Origin of the sequence: Chryseobacterium geocarposphaerae (assembly GCF_002797535.1) — a bacterium.
Taxonomy (GTDB): Bacteria; Bacteroidota; Bacteroidia; order Flavobacteriales; family Weeksellaceae; genus Chryseobacterium; species Chryseobacterium geocarposphaerae.
The window spans coordinates 619,197-636,137 of the sequence record NZ_PGFD01000002.1 but is presented as its reverse complement, the minus strand read 5'-3'; the positions used below and the strand labels follow the sequence as shown (position 1 = coordinate 636,137).

The 16,941-nt window shown below is 34.1% G+C and carries 14 protein-coding genes, 3 tRNA genes and 1 pseudogene; 3 read left to right on the top strand and 15 right to left on the bottom strand.

What is annotated here, in order from left to right:
- Window positions 1-72 precede the first annotated feature (72 nt).
- The 14 genes and pseudogenes from CLV73_RS14560 to CLV73_RS14490 all read right to left on the bottom strand — a co-directional run bounded on the left by CLV73_RS14560 (window position 73) and on the right by CLV73_RS14490 (window position 13,143).
- Window positions 73-1,068, bottom strand: a complete 996-nt coding sequence (locus CLV73_RS14560; RefSeq protein ID WP_100377595.1) for an endonuclease/exonuclease/phosphatase family protein — start codon at window positions 1,066-1,068, stop codon at window positions 73-75.
- 9 nt (window positions 1,069-1,077) lie between these two features.
- On the bottom strand, window positions 1,078-1,791 hold the full coding sequence (locus CLV73_RS14555) for a rhomboid family intramembrane serine protease (protein ID WP_100377594.1): 714 nt from the start codon (window positions 1,789-1,791) through the stop codon (window positions 1,078-1,080).
- A 2-nt stretch (window positions 1,792-1,793) separates the two neighbouring features.
- On the bottom strand, window positions 1,794-3,587 hold the full coding sequence (mutL, locus tag CLV73_RS14550; RefSeq protein WP_100377593.1) for a DNA mismatch repair endonuclease MutL: 1,794 nt from the start codon (window positions 3,585-3,587) through the stop codon (window positions 1,794-1,796).
- A 242-nt stretch (window positions 3,588-3,829) separates the two neighbouring features.
- Window positions 3,830-4,657, bottom strand: coding sequence for a YoaK family protein (locus CLV73_RS14545; RefSeq protein ID WP_100377592.1), 828 nt, complete (start codon window positions 4,655-4,657; stop codon window positions 3,830-3,832).
- Between the two features lie 26 nt (window positions 4,658-4,683).
- Window positions 4,684-5,172, bottom strand: a complete 489-nt coding sequence (locus CLV73_RS14540) for a hypothetical protein (protein WP_100377591.1) — start codon at window positions 5,170-5,172, stop codon at window positions 4,684-4,686.
- 205 nt (window positions 5,173-5,377) lie between these two features.
- Window positions 5,378-6,787 (bottom strand): sensor histidine kinase, encoded by a 1,410-nt coding sequence (locus tag CLV73_RS14535; RefSeq protein ID WP_100377590.1) that lies wholly within the window; start codon window positions 6,785-6,787, stop codon window positions 5,378-5,380.
- A 3-nt stretch (window positions 6,788-6,790) separates the two neighbouring features.
- On the bottom strand, window positions 6,791-7,498 hold the full coding sequence (locus CLV73_RS14530) for a response regulator transcription factor (RefSeq protein WP_100377589.1): 708 nt from the start codon (window positions 7,496-7,498) through the stop codon (window positions 6,791-6,793).
- A 131-nt stretch (window positions 7,499-7,629) separates the two neighbouring features.
- Window positions 7,630-8,115: a GNAT family N-acetyltransferase gene (locus CLV73_RS14525; RefSeq protein ID WP_100377588.1), complete on the bottom strand. Its 486-nt coding sequence runs from the start codon at window positions 8,113-8,115 to the stop codon at window positions 7,630-7,632.
- A gap of 15 nt (window positions 8,116-8,130) precedes the next feature.
- Complete coding sequence (locus tag CLV73_RS14520; protein ID WP_100377587.1) at window positions 8,131-9,546, bottom strand: aminotransferase-like domain-containing protein; 1,416 nt, start codon at window positions 9,544-9,546, stop codon at window positions 8,131-8,133.
- 30 nt (window positions 9,547-9,576) lie between these two features.
- On the bottom strand, window positions 9,577-9,942 hold the full coding sequence (locus tag CLV73_RS14515; RefSeq protein WP_100377586.1) for a hypothetical protein: 366 nt from the start codon (window positions 9,940-9,942) through the stop codon (window positions 9,577-9,579).
- A 162-nt stretch (window positions 9,943-10,104) separates the two neighbouring features.
- Window positions 10,105-12,410, bottom strand: a pseudogene (locus tag CLV73_RS14510) (KAP family P-loop NTPase fold protein).
- 478 nt (window positions 12,411-12,888) lie between these two features.
- Window positions 12,889-12,972: transfer RNA gene (locus CLV73_RS14500), tRNA-Leu, on the bottom strand.
- A gap of 6 nt (window positions 12,973-12,978) precedes the next feature.
- Window positions 12,979-13,054: transfer RNA gene (locus CLV73_RS14495), tRNA-Gly, on the bottom strand.
- 7 nt (window positions 13,055-13,061) lie between these two features.
- Window positions 13,062-13,143, bottom strand: a tRNA-Leu gene (locus CLV73_RS14490).
- 189 nt (window positions 13,144-13,332) lie between these two features.
- On the opposite strand from CLV73_RS14490, the gene CLV73_RS14485 reads away from it, so the two are divergent.
- Genes CLV73_RS14485 through CLV73_RS14475 form a run of 3 tightly spaced genes read left to right on the top strand, consistent with a single transcriptional unit; the run spans window position 13,333 to window position 15,297 of the window.
- Window positions 13,333-13,710, top strand: a complete 378-nt coding sequence (locus CLV73_RS14485; RefSeq protein WP_100377583.1) for a DUF3127 domain-containing protein — start codon at window positions 13,333-13,335, stop codon at window positions 13,708-13,710.
- 59 nt (window positions 13,711-13,769) lie between these two features.
- Window positions 13,770-14,420, top strand: a complete 651-nt coding sequence (gene aat / locus CLV73_RS14480) for a leucyl/phenylalanyl-tRNA--protein transferase (protein ID WP_100377582.1) — start codon at window positions 13,770-13,772, stop codon at window positions 14,418-14,420.
- Window positions 14,407-15,297 carry a DMT family transporter gene (locus CLV73_RS14475; RefSeq protein ID WP_100377581.1) on the top strand — a complete coding sequence of 297 codons (891 nt, stop codon included), beginning with the start codon at window positions 14,407-14,409 and terminating at the stop codon, window positions 15,295-15,297. The genes aat and CLV73_RS14475 overlap by 14 nt, the downstream gene beginning before the upstream one ends.
- A 135-nt stretch (window positions 15,298-15,432) precedes the next feature.
- On the opposite strand, the gene CLV73_RS14470 is transcribed toward CLV73_RS14475, so the two are convergent.
- On the bottom strand, window positions 15,433-16,821 hold the full coding sequence (locus CLV73_RS14470) for a tetratricopeptide repeat protein (protein ID WP_100377580.1): 1,389 nt from the start codon (window positions 16,819-16,821) through the stop codon (window positions 15,433-15,435).
- Window positions 16,822-16,941 lie beyond the last annotated feature (120 nt).

Below are 16,941 nucleotides of genomic sequence, written 5' to 3'. Positions count from 1 at the left end.
AAAAACGGTGTAATCACATTTGTTTTAACAAAAACCCTACCAATTGAATTTATTTAACGCTTTTTATGATTTTTAATCTGCTAGTTTAAAGGTAGCTATCACCGGAAAGTGGTCCGAAATCTGTACATGATGATCGACTTTATAGCTCACCGGCTGTATGGATTTTGAGGTAAAAATATAGTCGATACGTAACGGAAATTTAAAATCGTGAAAGCTGGTCCCGCTTCCTCTTCCGACTTCTACAAAAGCATCTGTAAGATTGTCGGAGGCTTTGTAATATTCATAAGAATTGGGTACAGAATTAAAATCTCCAACCACAAATACGGGATAAGGAGAATTCTCTATTTCTTTTTTTATACTATCAATCTGATCCTGATGATTTTTAAAATTACTGAGAAGCTTTCTCAGAACATTTTTCGTCTTTATTTCATCTTCATCTTTATTGCCATTGAGTTTTACCATATCTTTTACAATACCAAAAGACTCCAAATGCACATTAATACACCGGTAGATTTTCCCCCGAATGTTAATATCAATCACTTCACACTGTGCCGTTATATCTTTATTTTCTAAGCCTTCAAAAAGATTTTTATGGTTTACCACTTCATACCTGGAATAAAAAGAAAGTACAGGCATATTACTTTTCCCCGAAAGATTTTTAAGATTAATATCAGGAATAGAAGGTTCCTGCAAAAAAACTACATCTGCATTTTGCCTGTCAATATAATCCTGGATTTGATCTGCTCCAAATTTTCCTCCTTTTGCATTTAAAGAAACAATTTTCAGATTCGCTTCCTGATCTTTTTTTGATGAAAAGTTTACCCATCTTATAACGGGTTTAAAAAACAATAATCCAAATAAAAGAAATACAAAAGCCCGTTTTTTCCAGCTTATAATCCAGAAAAAAGTAAGCAGAATATATGCACTAATTAAAATGGGAAATCCTAAGGAAAGTAAATTGAGCCACGGGAATACTTTAGGCGGAACAATACTGTTCATCAATACTCCCAATAAGAGAATGAAAATTCCTAAATGCAGTATGAAGAGGATAAGACGAAAAACTTTCACAGAATGATTTTAATTAAATCTATATAAATGTTTCTTCCAGATTCTGGCTAAAATCCATCCTACCAAAGCTCCTCCAACGTGAGCAAGATGAGCAATTCCTCCTCCGTTTCCTGAAACGCCTAAATAAATCGAGATCACAATAACGATAGGAATCACATATTTTACTTTCATAGGAACCGGAATAAACATGATTCCAATTTTTGCTTCAGGGTATAATGTTGCGAAAGCAGCAATAACTCCGAAAATTGCTCCGGAGGCTCCTACCATTCTTCCAAAATAAATTCCTGCCAAATTTTGTTCCGCCTCATTATGAATTAATACTTTATCCGGATTGTCTATCAATGAATTCAAAAAATCTTTTGCATCAATATTCATCGATTGAAGTTCTGAAACTAATTGCTGAACTTCAATAAAATTCCAAAGATTATATAGGAAAAAAGCTCCTAAACCGCTTAAAAAGTAAAGAAGTAAATACTTTTTATCTCCCAGTCTGTATTCCAAAATAGGTCCGAAGCTATAAAGAGTCAACATATTAAATAAAATATGTATCAGATTTCCATGCATAAACATATGGGTAATAATCTGCCATGATTTAAATTCTGGAGAAAAAGGATAATATGCGGAAAGTAAGTCATTTAACTGTGGCAAAAAAAATACAGCAATAAATACTATAACATTTATAATAATAATATTCCTGGTAATCGGTGGTATGTTATTAAACATTTTTAAAATTTGTTTTTAAAATCATTAAACGGAATTTCATAGAAACATCTTTTCCCATTGGGAAGAAATTCCGGGAAACCTAATGCTGTAAAGTCTCTGATAAGTTGTTCTGCATCTTTTTTATAAATGAAATCGAAACGGGATTTAGACTGCATTTTATTCCATTGGTTCTGATAAAACTGCATAAATTCTTCTTCCGTTTTATATTCAAGAATATCAAAAAGATTTTCCAGAAACTTCATTACCTGGGTTTCTTTCAATCCTTCGGGAACGGCATCTATTCTCAGTACATTTTCATGAGCAATACTCATTTCAAATCCAAGTTCCGGAAGGTATTTTTTTATAGATTTATATTTATTTTTCTCAATCTCGTTCATATGATATTCCAGAGAAAAAAGAAGGGCATGACTAAGAGAAGATCCTTTTTTGTCGGATTTATTGTTTTCCGAAACCATTAATCTATGCATTCTTCCCAAATCCAGCATCAGCGTTCTGTCTCCTTTATTGAAAAGCCAGTATCCGTTGGGCAGTCTCATCAGATCCTCATCAAAATCCTCATCTTCAAACAGATTGATTTTCGATGGCTCTGCAGCGATATTCTGATGATACATTTCTGCCAGATTCTGAATTTCAGCCTGCTTTATCGCACCCCTTTCTTCCAAAAAAGGATTGTAGTCCTTATCTACAATGATCTCCGGCATTTTAATAAATCCACTTCCTCCTCCACTGTTACTTTTACTTGGAAACGTTTTTTGCAGCATTTCATCGAGTTGCGGATCTTTCTCAAAATCAAGACTCGGAGCTACATTATAAATTCCCAGCGATCTCTTAATTGTTGAACGCAATAAAGCAAAAATAAGATGTTCGTCTTCAAACTTTACTTCTGTTTTCTGTGGGTGGATATTGACATCTATTTTCTCAGGATCAAGCTCTAAGAAAAGGAAAAACGTTGGAATATATCCCGGTAAAAGCAGTCCTTCAAATGCTTCCTGAACAGCTTTATTGAAATATGGGCTTTTAAAATATCTTCCGTTAACGAAAAGAAACTGTTCGCCCCTTGTTTTTTTGGCCCCCTCCGGTTTTGCAACGAACCCGTGAAGTTTGCACCAGATAATATCTTCTTTAATCGGGATCAGTTGTGGCTGAAGCTTTCTTCCGAAGATATCCACAATACGCTGCATCTGACTTCCTTTTCTCAGTCTGAAAACAGCTTCATCATCATGAAATAAGGAAAATTCCAGGTTTTCATGAGCCAGCGCAACTCTTTGAAATTCGTCGATGACGTGTCTGAATTCTATATTATTATTTTTCAGGAATTTTCTTCTTGCCGGAACGTTATAGAATAGATTCTTCACTAAAAAGTTAGATCCGTCTGCGGTTTGTATGGGGTCCTGGAATTGGAAAACACCTCCTTCGATGTAAATGTTGGTTCCAATCGTTGCATCTTTTTGTTTGGTTCTCAGTTCAACCTGGGAAACGGCCGCAATAGAAGCCAAAGCCTCACCTCTGAAACCTTTGGTCGCAATTTTAAAAATATCTTCCGTTCCTCTGATCTTTGAAGTTGCATGTCTTTCAAAAGCCATTCTTGCATCAGTTTCAGACATTCCTTTTCCATCATCCACCACCTGAATAAGGTTTTTCCCAGCATCTCTTATAATCAATTCCACTTTAGTGGCATCTGCATCTATTGCATTTTCCAAAAGTTCTTTCACAATAGACGCCGGTCGCTGCACGACTTCTCCTGCCGCAATTTGATTGGCCACATGATCCGGTAAAAGCTGAATAATATCTGACATAAAAAATGTAAATCAACTTACAAAAATAGGTAATGAAAACGGGAATAAAAACTTTCTATCCGCGAATTAAAATTTAATTATTAACATATCAACAACCTAGCCAGGCTGATATGTCAGTCAAATTGGCAATACAATCATGTTTTCTTAAAAGTACAATCCCCTAATCGCATTATACAATTAGAGGATTGATTCACAGCTAGTTTACACAAAATTAATACTGAAGTATTTTTATTTTTCTAATATCAGTCTTCAAAAACGAACTTTCTTTTTTCTTTTCTCTTAGGAATCCCATGGATCTTATCGTATAAATACGCCAACAGATTCGGTCTCTTATAGATCTTTGAATATCTGTATTTTGTATTAAAATGTCTTACATGAATTTTATAGGCATCATAACCAATTACAATAAGAAGACAGAAGCTTATCACATAAAACACTCTAAATTCAAGATAGTAATACGTAAGTCCGGAAAACACAGCTCCCAAAACATAAGCCAGCATAATGCTCATCAACAGTTTAGCTCTTGCCGTAAGCTCGGGATTCTTTCTGTATTTTTTTTGGGTAAACATGGAAAACAGAATTCCAAGGTCGGTAGTGGTTCCGGTAAGGTGGGTTGTTTTCACCGAAAAGTTGGAAATACTTGCCGTTAATCCGTTCTGAAGCCCTGTTGCAAAAAGCATTAAAGCTACCAAAGCTTCGGTTTCCTCCAATGTTTTCAGGTAGAAGAACTGTCCGTAGATTCCAACAAATAGCAAACATGCGATCTCTAAGACAATAGGCATGGCATGAGCAAAATATTTACTCTTTTTATTAAAGTTGATCACAATAAAATTAGAAAGAAAACTTCCGAAGAAAAACAGGAAAATCCATCCTCCAACTACCGCTACCTGTGTCCAGTTTCCTTTACTTATTTCCGCTGCTAAAATAGCATAGTGTCCCGTTACATTTGAAGTAAATGAGAGAAATATCAATAGAGAAGCAATGTTTATAGTTCCTGCTGTAAAGGCAGTCAGCGTTCCCAGTTTTATATTATCTCCCAACGTTCTGCTGTTACTATAATTTCTTAACATTTTATTATCTTTTTAGAAAATTAGAATTAGGCAAAAATCTCAGCCAGCCTTCCTCTTTCCGGAAGTCTTTCATGGATTTCAATTGCCATTTCCCGAGACTTAAGATTTTTACATTTTTTGATATAAGGAATAAGATCAAACTTTCCTTTTCCTTTGCTTTTTATGGATGAGCTATAATAAGCTTCCTCAATATGTTCCGCTTTTATATACTGATCGAAGGTTCTCTGAAAGCTTCCTGTAAAAACATCACAAATAATCTTATCAATCAGATGCGGATATTTATTTTTAATAATCTCATAAGCATCATTAAACTCCTGCGGTTTGATTTTATTAAAAATTGTACTTTTGGTATTAAAGAGAAGATCGCGGATAGAATCTCCCATATCATAGCCTGAAACCAAAAAAACAGTATATTGATCTTGATCTTCAGAAGCATTTTTTTCTTTCAGAACCTCTTTTAATATATTTAAAGATTCTAGAGAATAATCTGTGGCTATTAAAATTGATTTGGTCATATTTTTAAGATTTAGGTTCGTATTATCTTTTTTGATGATACAAAACTAAAACGACCAAATTAGAAGCTCTTTGGAATGGAATTAAAATGTAATTAAAGAGATTAAAATGAGATTAGAAAATTGTTAAGAGATCTTAATATGAAGTAATTGACTAAACAGAACTCCAGCTAAACAGGGATTATTAGACAAGATATGAAGTCTCTCATTAATCCAACTTCTCTTCCTTCAGCGTACTGTAGAAATTAGGAAAACGCAGTTGCACTGTTGTCCCTTGATTTTCATGAGAACTTACGATCAGTTCGCCATGATGCATTCTCACGATATTTCTTGCCAAAGGAAGGCCAATTCCGTATCCCTCGTAGTTTTTGGTATTGGAAGCCCGGAAAAAGGGATCATAAATTTTATTCATTTCCTCTTCAGGAATCCCGATTCCGTTATCCTTTATAATAATATAGACATCTGCATCCGTTGCTCCCAACGAAACTTTAACCTGCTGGAAATTAGAATATTTACAACCGTTTTGAATAATATTCGTAACGGCAAGATGAAGCAATTGTTCGTTACCCTGAACCTTTAATTTCTTGGGATTATCCGGTAACATACTGATGTCTAAATAGATATTGTTTCTCGAATCGATTCTTCGCAGCGTTTCAATGACATCCCAAAGCAGCTGATCAATTCTTACCTTATCCATTTTCTGAATCTTTCCGTCAAAACCGGTCTGGGCGATCATTAATAAGGCTTTTATTTTTTTGTCTAATTTTTCGGCTTCATCCAGAATAATTCCCAATGTTTCCTTATACTCATCATTGGTTCTGGAGATCGAAAGCGCAACATCCGCTTCCCCCATAATGGACGTAAGAGGTGTTCTCAGCTCATGGGAAACATTTCCGATCAGATGATTTTGAGTTTCAAAAGACGTTTCGATACGGTTCAGCATATCATTAAAGGTTTCCACCAATTCATTCAATTCTTTATTATCTGGCTGAGGCTCAAGACGCAGATGAAGATTTTCCGAGCTTATTTCCTTTACCTTTCCCGTAATTTTTAAAATCGGTTTGAAAAGTGTTTTAGATAAATAAAAAGAAAAGATCATACTAAAGAACAAAGAAAGCACGATACAGGTGATTAATGTTCTTTTCAAAAAGCCCAAATAATAAACCACATAATGATTTTTGGCAGAAGCTATCGCAATATAATTTTTGTCATCGTGCCTGAAAGTCTGACCGATGTAGTAGAACTCCTTGTCATTATAATTTGCTTCCCCATTTCTTGCAATATTCTTGAAAAAGTAATCGGGAATATGAATTTCCTGCGAGATTTTCTTATAGTTAGAGTCCGTAGGAATTGCAAAAACATAATCGCGTTCCATCGGAAGCTCTTCATCATTTAAACTGTTTAAAATATAATTCTCAGGAAGGTCGAGATCGTCTTTACTTTTTTCAATCTGAACAATCGTAGTCGTCCTGATTTTCAATAATTCATAAAATCTCTGATGCGAAAAATTGACAATAGAAAAATACACCAAACCACTGAACAGCAAGATGATGGCAGTGAATACCAACATCAGAAGCACCATCGTTTTGGTCTGATTTGTGACAACTCTATTAAACATTCATTAAGATTTTTTCAATACATAACCCATTCCTATAACCGTATGAATCAGTTTATTATCTTCTTGATTATCCAGTTTTTTTCTCAGATAATTCACGTAAACATCAACAACATTGGTTCCCAATTCGTAATTCACTCCCCAAACCGCTTCCAAAACTTCGGTTCTGGAAATTACTTTTTCAGGGTTATTTAAAAAATATAACAATAATTTGTACTCTGTTGATGTGAGCGAAATCTCTTCACCGCCACGGGTAACTTTCTTTGTGTAATCATTCAGGATCAAATCTGAAAACTGAAAAATGTGTTCGTTATCAGGTTCATACTCAGGAATCTCGGGTACGCTTCCATTATTGCTTCGTCTTAGCAAAGACTTCACACGTGCTACTAACTCAATGAATTTAAATGGTTTAACCAAATAATCATCTCCCCCACTTTCTAAACCAAGTACGATATTTTCCGATGTTCCCAACGCCGTCAAAAATAAAATAGGGACATGCTTATTGGTTTTTCGGATTTCCTTACAGACATCAAGCCCGTTCATTTCCGGTAACATAATATCCAGAATCACCAAATCGAAATCGCTTGCCTGAACCAGCTGTACACCGGTACGTCCGTCAAAAGCCACAGAAACTTCATAACCATTTTCCTGAAGTCCTTTTTTTATAAAGGACACCACACTTGTTTCGTCTTCGATAAGGATAATTTTTTTCATTTGAAATAAGGAATTAGACAAAAATAGAAAATTTATTTTGGCTTTGGAAGAAATGGAAAATTGACGAGAAATTTATAACAAAAAGCATACTGAAAAATCAGCATGCTCTCTCTTTAACAAAATTGAAATATCTAAAAATCGAGTTTCAGCAGCATTTTTGTATCACAACGCTCATAAGGAGAATCGGTAACAGTAATATGCTGAAAGCCTAATTTTTCATAAAGTTTAATGGCGGGAACCAGCGAAGAATTGGTCTCAAGAAAAATTTCTTTTGCTTTCAATTCTTTAGCTTTACCAATCAGTTTTTTACCAATTAAATAGCCAATCTTTTTCCCCTGGGCTTTCGGACTTACAGCCATTTTTGCCAGCTCAAAAGCCAATGGCTCATCAGAAGTTTTTATCAGTGCGCAGGTTCCTACAACCTCTTCATTTAAAAGAGCAAAAACAATATGCCCTCCTTTATTGATAATGTAATCTTCGGGGTTATCGAGCATTTTGTAATCACTCGCTTCCATTTTAAAAAACTTACTGATCCATTCTTCATTTAAATCCCTGAAATCCTGTTGGTACTTCGGATCATATTCAACAATTTTCACTTGATTATTATTATCGTCCATTGTTCTATATTTAATTTAAAATCTGTTTTTTATCATTTTTCCCAGTTTTTCCAGGTCACTTTCTACACGGTCTGTCCATTCCATGGCATAATTCAGGCGCAAACAATTCTGATACTGATTGTACTGCGAAAACATTCTTCCTGGAGCAAAATTGATCTTCTGGCTAAAAGCTTCATCATACAGATCTTCCGTACAAATTCTTTTATCCAGTTCAAGCCAGAGCATAAATCCTCCTTTCGGATCTGAAACCTTTGTGCTATCGGGAAAATAGGCTGCAACCGATTTTTGGATCTGAAGATAATTGGAATATAATTTTTTTCTGAATGTTCTCAGATGGTGGTCATAACGGCCGTGTTCCAGAAAATCCGCAATCACATCCGAATACAACGAAGGACTGCAAACGGTCTGAACCAGCTTCTGACGAATAATTTTATCTTTGAATTTTCCCGGAGCAACCCAGCCAATCCGGTAACCCGGAGCCAAAACTTTAGTTACTGAGCCAATCCACATAACCAACCCTGCTTCATCATAATATTTGCATGGTTTTGGTCTTTCTGCTCCAAAATAAACGTTCCCATAGATATCATCTTCAATCAAAGGAACATTATATTCAGTAATCAACCTTACCAGTTCTTTTTTATTTTCATCCGGCATTTGAAAACCTAAAGGGTTATTAAAATTCGTCACAAAACAGCATGCAGATAATTTCGGAAGCACTTTTTCTAACGCTTCCAGATCCACTCCCAGAACGGGATGCGTCGGAATTTCCACAACCTTTAATCCCAACAGTTGAATCGCCTGTAAAATCCCAAAATAAACAGGACTTTCCACAGCCACCCAATCTCCGGGTTTAGTCACTGCCATAAGACAGTTATACACTGCGTTCATAGCCCCTGAAGTAATGACAAGATCATCCTCCGTAATTTTTCCTTCCAAAACCAAAGCCCATTTCGCAATTTCACGACGAAGATGTTCACTTCCCTGAACCGGCTCATAATCTGTTCCGCTGTCATTTTTACGTTTAATAACATTGACCATCGATTTTTTCAGCTTGGCTAACGGAAGGAAACTTTTTCCGGGAATTCCCAGGGCAAACTGGGTAACATCTGTTCCGGCAATCGTTCCGAAAACCTTATCAATAAGATCTTCCGGCGCTTTCTGAGATTCTGAAACCTTTATTTTTGCAACCGAAGGAAGTGCCAGTTTCCGTTGTGAGGTCTGACTCACAAAATAGCCATATTTCGGACGGGATTCTACCAAAGAACGGCTTTCAAGTTCCATATAAGCCTGCTTTACCGTGTTGAGGCTTACATTATACAGTTTTTGAGCACTTCTCAGTGAAGGAAGCCTATCGCCGAATTGCAAAGTTTCACTTTTGATCTGCTCTGTAACAGATTTCGCGATCTTAAGATATAAAACATCTTTAGCCATATAAAACGTAAATTTACGATTTAAAGATCTTTAATTATTCAGCCAGTTAACCATTCTTTGGATATTATATTTCAGCTCATCCGGATCCGTGAAGTTTTCAGAACGGTTTTCTTTACAATAATGAATAGCCTTTGCCTTAAAATCTTCCTTTTCAATTTCCCCGACCTCAGAATTCCCGTAAATCTTAAAGCCAATCTGATGATCCTTATCAATGATAAGACTGGCAAATGCCACAATTCTATTCTCCTTTTTACTTAAAAGAAAAGGAATCCCAAAGTTTTCATCAATCATATCCAATCCGAATTGCTGAAGAAAAAGATTCTTCAGTTCTAAAATATCCGATGCATAGACTTCAGCATAGTGAAGCCGATCCTGCTGTTGAAGAGCCGTTACCATAATTCATCTGCTTTACTTAAGCAAATGTATACACTATTCGCAACCGGACACAGATACAGAAGTTGGTATTTTTATGGATACAGATTTTCTTTATATAAAATAAGTGCCAAAATAGAGCAGCAAAAGATTTAACGAAATTTGAAGATGAGGTCAAATTCTGATTTATGGGTATATTTCACTCCTTTTAGTCCAAATCTCTATCAATTTATTTTTTATTGGAAGATAAGTAAAATCGTAAGATATAAAATCATCTTTTGTAGGGAGTTTATCTGCAAATTCTAGAAACTCATTTTTGAAAACACTTGATTGGTCATTTACTTCTGTTCTTATAAATTCTATAAAATCATCATAAGAAGGGAATATTTTTAAAACAAAACTATTTATACCAATTATCTGTTTTTGGTTATCCTTAGAGTACTTTTTTCTTCCTCCGTCATCCAAAATATCTGTAAGAAATTGATCTGGAAATCTAGTAATTACTAATTTTGACAATTCTTTTATTTCTGGAAGGATCAACTCTCTTTCATACCATACATTACTCCCTATTTCTTGTTGATAATTTTCTAGCAGTGTAGATCTATTAAATAAATCAAAAAAATTATTATTATCATATTCCATCACTTCAATAAAATTTCTAAATTCATAAACAACAAAATCCTTTATATCTTGTTTTGTTAATGCATCATCTTCTGAGTCATAGACTCCTTTATATAAATATTTGCATATCCTCGTTTCGAAGATATATGGAAATTTCGCATAATAAAAAAGACTTAATAAAAACACCCTATATTCTTGTACATTGCCTCCGTAAAACTTTTTACTAATTCTACTTTCATAATTGCTAATACACCTATCAACATAATCAAAATCCAAATGAAAATTTAGGTTTCGTTCTTTCTCTTCCAATGCTCCTAAATAAAACAAAAGTCTTAAGTAGTTCTCAAATTTATCTTTAGTATCGAAGTCTCTTATATATGTATGATAGAGATGAGCAGATAAACCAAATAATTTTCCTTGCACTTGCCATTTTTTGATACTTTCAATAATTGTATTCCAATTAGAATTTAATACTTTTTGATATTCTTTAACAGGAATTTCTGAATCATCAATCTCATCATTGAAATATTTATAAAAATTATGATTAAAACCAAATGCCAAAGGTTCTTTTGAACGTTCTAAAAATAGAACCTGAAATAATACTCGTAAATTTTCGAGTTGAATATCATCATATAGTTTTTTTTCTTCTAAATATTTTTTTAATATAGATTCAGAAAAATCATAAGAACAATTTTTATCATCTTTCTTTAAACTTATTCTCCTAACTCCTCCGTTATGTCTATAACCAAGATTATCATCATTCGCTATAAATTTATTTCGATTAGAATAAATAAGAAAATAGACATCATTATAACAAAATTTCAATAACTTAATAATAATAAAATCACCTAAATCGACTTCATCTTTTACATTTCTAACGCTAATAAAAATTTCGTTCAAAAATCTTTTTGCATCTCTAAGATTATGAATAGATTTGAAAATATTACCTCCTCCCCACCTAGAAAACATAGAATATCTCTCAAAAGTACCATCAAAATTAGAAACATCATTTTTTAGAATTCTTTTTAAATTCTCCTTTAAATATTCTTCTATCTCATTGGTAAGAATTGGTAATAAATAAAATTCGTTAATAAAAATTTTATCACAATATTTTTCCGGATTTGGGATCTGATTAGTTTTTAGTGCCTCAATAAGATAATTTTTTTCGTAACCAACAACGTAATTAAATGTTTTAAAGGATGCAGTATTTCTAATTAACTTCAATACCTCAAATACTTCATTGGATTGTAATCTATCTAAATCGTCTAAAAAATTACTACTTTCTTGCCTAATTTACCAAGAAGGTTATCTAAATTTTCAAAATCCTCTGAAACACTTTTATCAGATATGAGATCTAAAGAGTTTAATAAAATTTCTGTTGTCGAACTTTTATAAATAGGCAAAACTGATTTTCCATATTTTTTTATTTCTTTGGCAATATCTATACTATATGGTTTTATTTCCTTTTCTACAGTGTTAAAAAAATCGTTAAAAATAGATTTTACAGAAATGTTCAACCAACTGCGAAACTTAATTATAATATAATCACCATTACCTGTAAAAGACTCCTCTATTAAACTCATAAAAGACGTTTTACCATCCCCCCATTTGCCTACTATTCCAATAGCAATAGAAGATTCTGATTGATTACTTTTTACAAACCTTGCTACTTGCAATGCCTTTTCTTTCCTATTAAGGATGTCTTCGGAAGATGTATGAATTGGAGAATCTGGATAAAACGGGATTATTTCACTAATATCCTTTTCTTTTCTTTTCAATTTAAAAAAAAATTGTAATAATACAACAGTTCCAATAATAAAATAAACTAGGTCAAAATATTTTATGAAAGATATTGTTTCTAATGATTTCATATCTTTCCCAAAAGACCACCTTATGTATGTATAAAAAAACAATATAATTACTGAATAGACTATCGTGTTAGGTTTAAAATAAAATCCTTTTTGATATTTGTTAATAGCCCAAACAATGAATAGAATGATAATGAAATAGAAAGCACATTCGGTAATCCAAGAAACAGAAAAAAACATTAAAAATTTACCAACTAAATACTTCTTATAGTAATCCAAAATAAAATCTTGAAAAGAGAAATAAAATAATAGAGAAAAGAATATCCATTTATATTCTGATAATTGAAATATTAACTTATCTAATAATTTCATTACAATTTTGATTTATTGCAAATTTATCAAAATATGTATATTTTAAAGAAGCTATCCAAAAATCTTAATTGAAAAGATAGTAAAATAGAATATTCGGGATTATGTCGGGATAATTAAAAACAAAAAATCCGTAAAATGCTATTAATAAGCATAATACGGATTTTTAATGTACCCCAGGCGGGACTTGAACCCGCACGCCAAAAGAGGCACAGGATTTTAAGTCCTGCGTGTCTACCAGTTCCACCACCAGGGCATGGTGTGGAGCGAAAAACGGGATTCGAACCCGCGACCCCAACCTTGGCAAGGTTGTGCTCTACCAGCTGAGCTATTTTCGCAAAACTGTGCGGATGAAGGGACTCGAACCCCCACGCCTCTCGGCACCAGATCCTAAGTCTGGCGTGGCTACCAATTACACCACATCCGCGTTGTTTAATTTGAAAACTTATTTTTAAAGAACTTGTTTCGTTTTTTCCGTTTTCAGTGGTGCAAAGATAGGATATTTTCCTTTACCTCCAAACTTTTCAGACAAAAAAATTAAAATTTTGCATTTTTTTTTTCTCGTAGCCTTTATTACGATTCATTTTCTTACTTTTACACCGTTAATTATTATGATATGGAATTACAAGGAACGATAAAGAAACTTTTTGATGCTCAGACGTTTGCGAGCGGGTTTCAAAAGAGAGAAATGGTTATTTTGACTCAGGAACAGTATCCACAGCCTATAAACATAGAATTTCTGTCTGATAAGATCAGTTTATTGGATAATCTTAAAGAAGGAGAAAATGTAAAGGTAGGAATCAACATCAGAGGAAGAGAATGGGTTTCGCCTCAGGGAGAAACTAAATATTTCAACTCTATTACAGGATGGAGAGTAGAAAAAGTTTTTGATAACGCTTCTGAGCCCACACAGGCTGCACCTTCTCATTCTGCTTCTCCGGTTTCAAATGAAAATCCTTTTGCCGGAGACGACGATGATGATTTACCTTTCTAATTAAAAATACTACTGAAAATATTAATCCTGCTTTTTAAGTGGGATTTTTTTTCCTGAATATGATTCGACTAGACGAAAATGAGATCGCATTTCCCGATCCTGAAATGTACGACGGACATGAAGGTATTATTGCTTTTGGCGGAGACCTGTCCATAGAAAGAATCTGGTTTGCTTATCAGCTGGGAATTTTTCCATGGTACAATCCCGGCGAAGAAATTCTTTGGTGGTGCCCTGATCCGAGATTTGTACTGTATCCGGAAGACCTGAAGGTTTCTAAATCGATGCGGAAAATATTAAACAGAAATGTTTTTACGTTTTCGGAAAATCAGAGTTTTAGGGAGGTCATTAAAAATTGCCAGCAAACCAGCAGAAAAGGACAAACCGGAACATGGCTTTCGGATGAGCTGATGGAAACTTTTATTCAGTTGCATGAATATGGGTTGGCAAAAAGTATTGAAGTGTGGCAGAACGGAGAATTAGTCGGCGGATTCTATGGCCTTCAGATTGGAAATGTGTTCTGTGGCGAAAGTATGTTTGCCAAGGTGAGCAATGCTTCCAAAGCCGGGTTTATTCATTTTATCGAATCGAACAAGAATCTAGAATTAATTGACTGTCAGTCCCATACCGAACATCTTGAAAGCCTGGGAGCAAAAATGATTCCTAAAAAAGAGTTTTTAAAAATATTACACCAAAACAATGAACGCAGATAAAGAAAAATGGGTCCTTCTCATCATATTAAGTATTATTTGGGGATCATCTTTCATTTTAATCAAAAAATCTTTAGAACATTTCAGCCCGTATCAGGTAGGAGCTTTAAGAGTTTTGATAGCCGGAATTATCTTGATGCCTATTGCGATTTCAAAATATAAACTATTTCCGAAAAAACATTTAAAATGGCTGATTTTAGCTGCATTTACAGGAAATTTTATCCCAATGTTTTTATTTCCGATTGCAGAAACTGAGGTAAGCAGCAGTATTGCCGGTATCATTAATTCCATGATGCCCATTTTCGTGATCATCGTTGGAGCCCTGGTTTGGAAGTTTGAAACTACAAAACAGCAAATTTTCGGTACTCTTATCAGCTTTACTGGGGTTTGCTTATTGGCCTTTGGCGGGGACGGAGAAGGCGGGAAATTTAAATTGATTCCAATTTTGCTTTTATTATTGGCAACCTTATGTTATGCAATGAGCACCACAACAGTAAAATCAAAACTTATGGCGGTTTCTTCTACTGTTTTATCTGCTTTTGTATTCTCTTTTGTGTTATTTTTTCCATCAGTTATTGCCCTAACGTTTACAGGGTTCTTTTCAACATTCAGTCTTGATGAAAAGAATTTAACCGGATTGATGTTTGTAAGCTTGTTATCTGTTTTCGGAACCGGATTGGCCATGATGATGAATTATCGTCTGCTAAAAGTATCTTCTCCTTTATTCGCCTCCACAGTTACCTTACTAATGCCGATTGTAGCCATCATTTGGGGCTTTTTGGATGGTGAAAAATTAAGCATCATGCAATTTGTAGGCGCAGGAATCATTATTGCCGGATTGATCTTTTTAAGGGCAAAACCCAACGTTATAAAAAAATAAATCCTGCATTCCTGCAGGATTTTTATTTTAATATATCATTTCGACCGGAGAAAGATCTCAAATCTAAAACAGATTCTTCACTTCATTTCTGAACTACGTTCGTAAACCTTTGGTTTATGTTCAGAATGATACGGTTTAACCTTCAGAGTTTTTCTTCTTTACTTTAGCCCTGGCTTTTTTAACCTCATCTTTAATATACGGATATTTTTTCTGCATATCTGTAACCAAAGACGGATCCAATTCCAAAGCATTCTGAAGTGATTCGCTTCCTTTTTCCTGATCTTTCAGGTTGAAATAACAATTACTCAACTGATAATACAATTCGGCTCTGCGATGTGATTTCAATGCTTTATTTAAAACCATTATAGCTTCTTCATATTCTCCCAAAAGCATCAATACTTCTGAATACGCATACCAGTTATAAAATCTCGAAGGTTCCGAATCTACTAATTTCTTCAGGCATGAAAGGCTTTCTTCAAACTTTCCGGAATCAATAAATAAAAATGCTAATCTTTTCTGGTAATCAAGATTATTTTCATTCAGATGAGTTGCCTCTTTCGCAAAATGCAATGCTTCTGTCATTCCGCCCATTTCTTCGTAAAGATAGGATTGCTCCATCATGGCAAGATAGAACTGCGGATCTTCTCTCAATGATTTCTGAAAAGAATTTAAGGCCATTATCGGCTGTTTCAGAGCTTTATAGCAAAGCCCGATTTTATAGAATGTAAATGCTTTTGTATATTCTAACTCCAGCATTTCCTCATACACTTCGATTGCTTTTTTATATTGCCCTAAAGCTTCATAACAGGCAGCTTTATTAGCATATACACCAACAGAACTTGAATTGATCGCCAATAAATAATCGTATCCTTTTATGGCTTCTTCGTAATTTTTTCTGTTGAAGTAAAACTGACCGTATTCGAACCACGCCACTTCTGAATAAGCAAATTCATCCAAATATTCATTAAGGAAAGCGATTGCTTCTTCACTTTTATTTAAATCGGCAAAGCAAACCATACAGTTTTCTAATGAGTACTCATCTGTAGGGTCTTCTTTAAGGGCCTTTTTATAATGTTTTAGCGCATTAAAAGGATCTCCCAGATTCACATATTCATCCGCAATGAAATTATGAAGGAAGTTTTCTTCTTCTTTCAGTTCCAATGCTTTTTTACATATTTCGATTGATCTTCTAGGGTTTCCTAAATTTGAGTAATACTTGGCATAGCAAACCAAAAAGTCGGTGTTTTCCATAGAAGAACCCTTCAACTCATCAATAAGCTCCTTTGCCGCTGTATACTCTTCCCATTCCAGTAAAATTTCAAGCTTTTTGATCTTGATATCTAAAGAATTGGGATGAAGCTTCAGACCATAATTAACTGCCGTATCTGCATAATTAAAGTCTCCCAGCTCCAAGTAGTAGACAATGATATCTTCTAACTCTTCTGTATCAAAGTAGAATTCGTCATTGTTTTCCATCATTTCCTCGAACTTTTTTACAAGTTCATTTCCAAAATATTCTTCCAATATAAAACAGTTTAAGATTTAAGACTTGAGATATGAGATATACAAATACTCGGTTCTGAGAATCTTAGTACTATAAATTTAATAATAATTCTTTTTAAAATGATGAAATAACTGTTAATT

What these genes read in the sequence shown, in the direction of transcription:
- CLV73_RS14555 (WP_100377594.1), bottom strand. Translation starts at nt 1,791, where the DNA reads ATGTTTAATAACATACCACCGATTACCAGGAATATTATTATTATAAAT.
- mutL (WP_100377593.1), bottom strand. Translation starts at nt 3,587, where the DNA reads ATGTCAGATATTATTCAGCTTTTACCGGATCATGTGGCCAATCAAATT.
- CLV73_RS14545 (WP_100377592.1), bottom strand. Translation starts at nt 4,657, where the DNA reads ATGTTAAGAAATTATAGTAACAGCAGAACGTTGGGAGATAATATAAAA.
- CLV73_RS14540 (WP_100377591.1), bottom strand. Translation starts at nt 5,172, where the DNA reads ATGACCAAATCAATTTTAATAGCCACAGATTATTCTCTAGAATCTTTA.
- CLV73_RS14535 (WP_100377590.1), bottom strand. Translation starts at nt 6,787, where the DNA reads ATGTTTAATAGAGTTGTCACAAATCAGACCAAAACGATGGTGCTTCTG.
- CLV73_RS14530 (WP_100377589.1), bottom strand. Translation starts at nt 7,498, where the DNA reads ATGAAAAAAATTATCCTTATCGAAGACGAAACAAGTGTGGTGTCCTTT.
- CLV73_RS14525 (WP_100377588.1), bottom strand. Translation starts at nt 8,115, where the DNA reads ATGGACGATAATAATAATCAAGTGAAAATTGTTGAATATGATCCGAAG.
- CLV73_RS14520 (WP_100377587.1), bottom strand. Translation starts at nt 9,546, where the DNA reads ATGGCTAAAGATGTTTTATATCTTAAGATCGCGAAATCTGTTACAGAG.
- CLV73_RS14515 (WP_100377586.1), bottom strand. Translation starts at nt 9,942, where the DNA reads ATGGTAACGGCTCTTCAACAGCAGGATCGGCTTCACTATGCTGAAGTC.
- CLV73_RS14485 (WP_100377583.1), top strand. Translation starts at nt 13,333, where the DNA reads ATGGAATTACAAGGAACGATAAAGAAACTTTTTGATGCTCAGACGTTT.
- aat (WP_100377582.1), top strand. Translation starts at nt 13,770, where the DNA reads ATGATTCGACTAGACGAAAATGAGATCGCATTTCCCGATCCTGAAATG.
- CLV73_RS14475 (WP_100377581.1), top strand. Translation starts at nt 14,407, where the DNA reads ATGAACGCAGATAAAGAAAAATGGGTCCTTCTCATCATATTAAGTATT.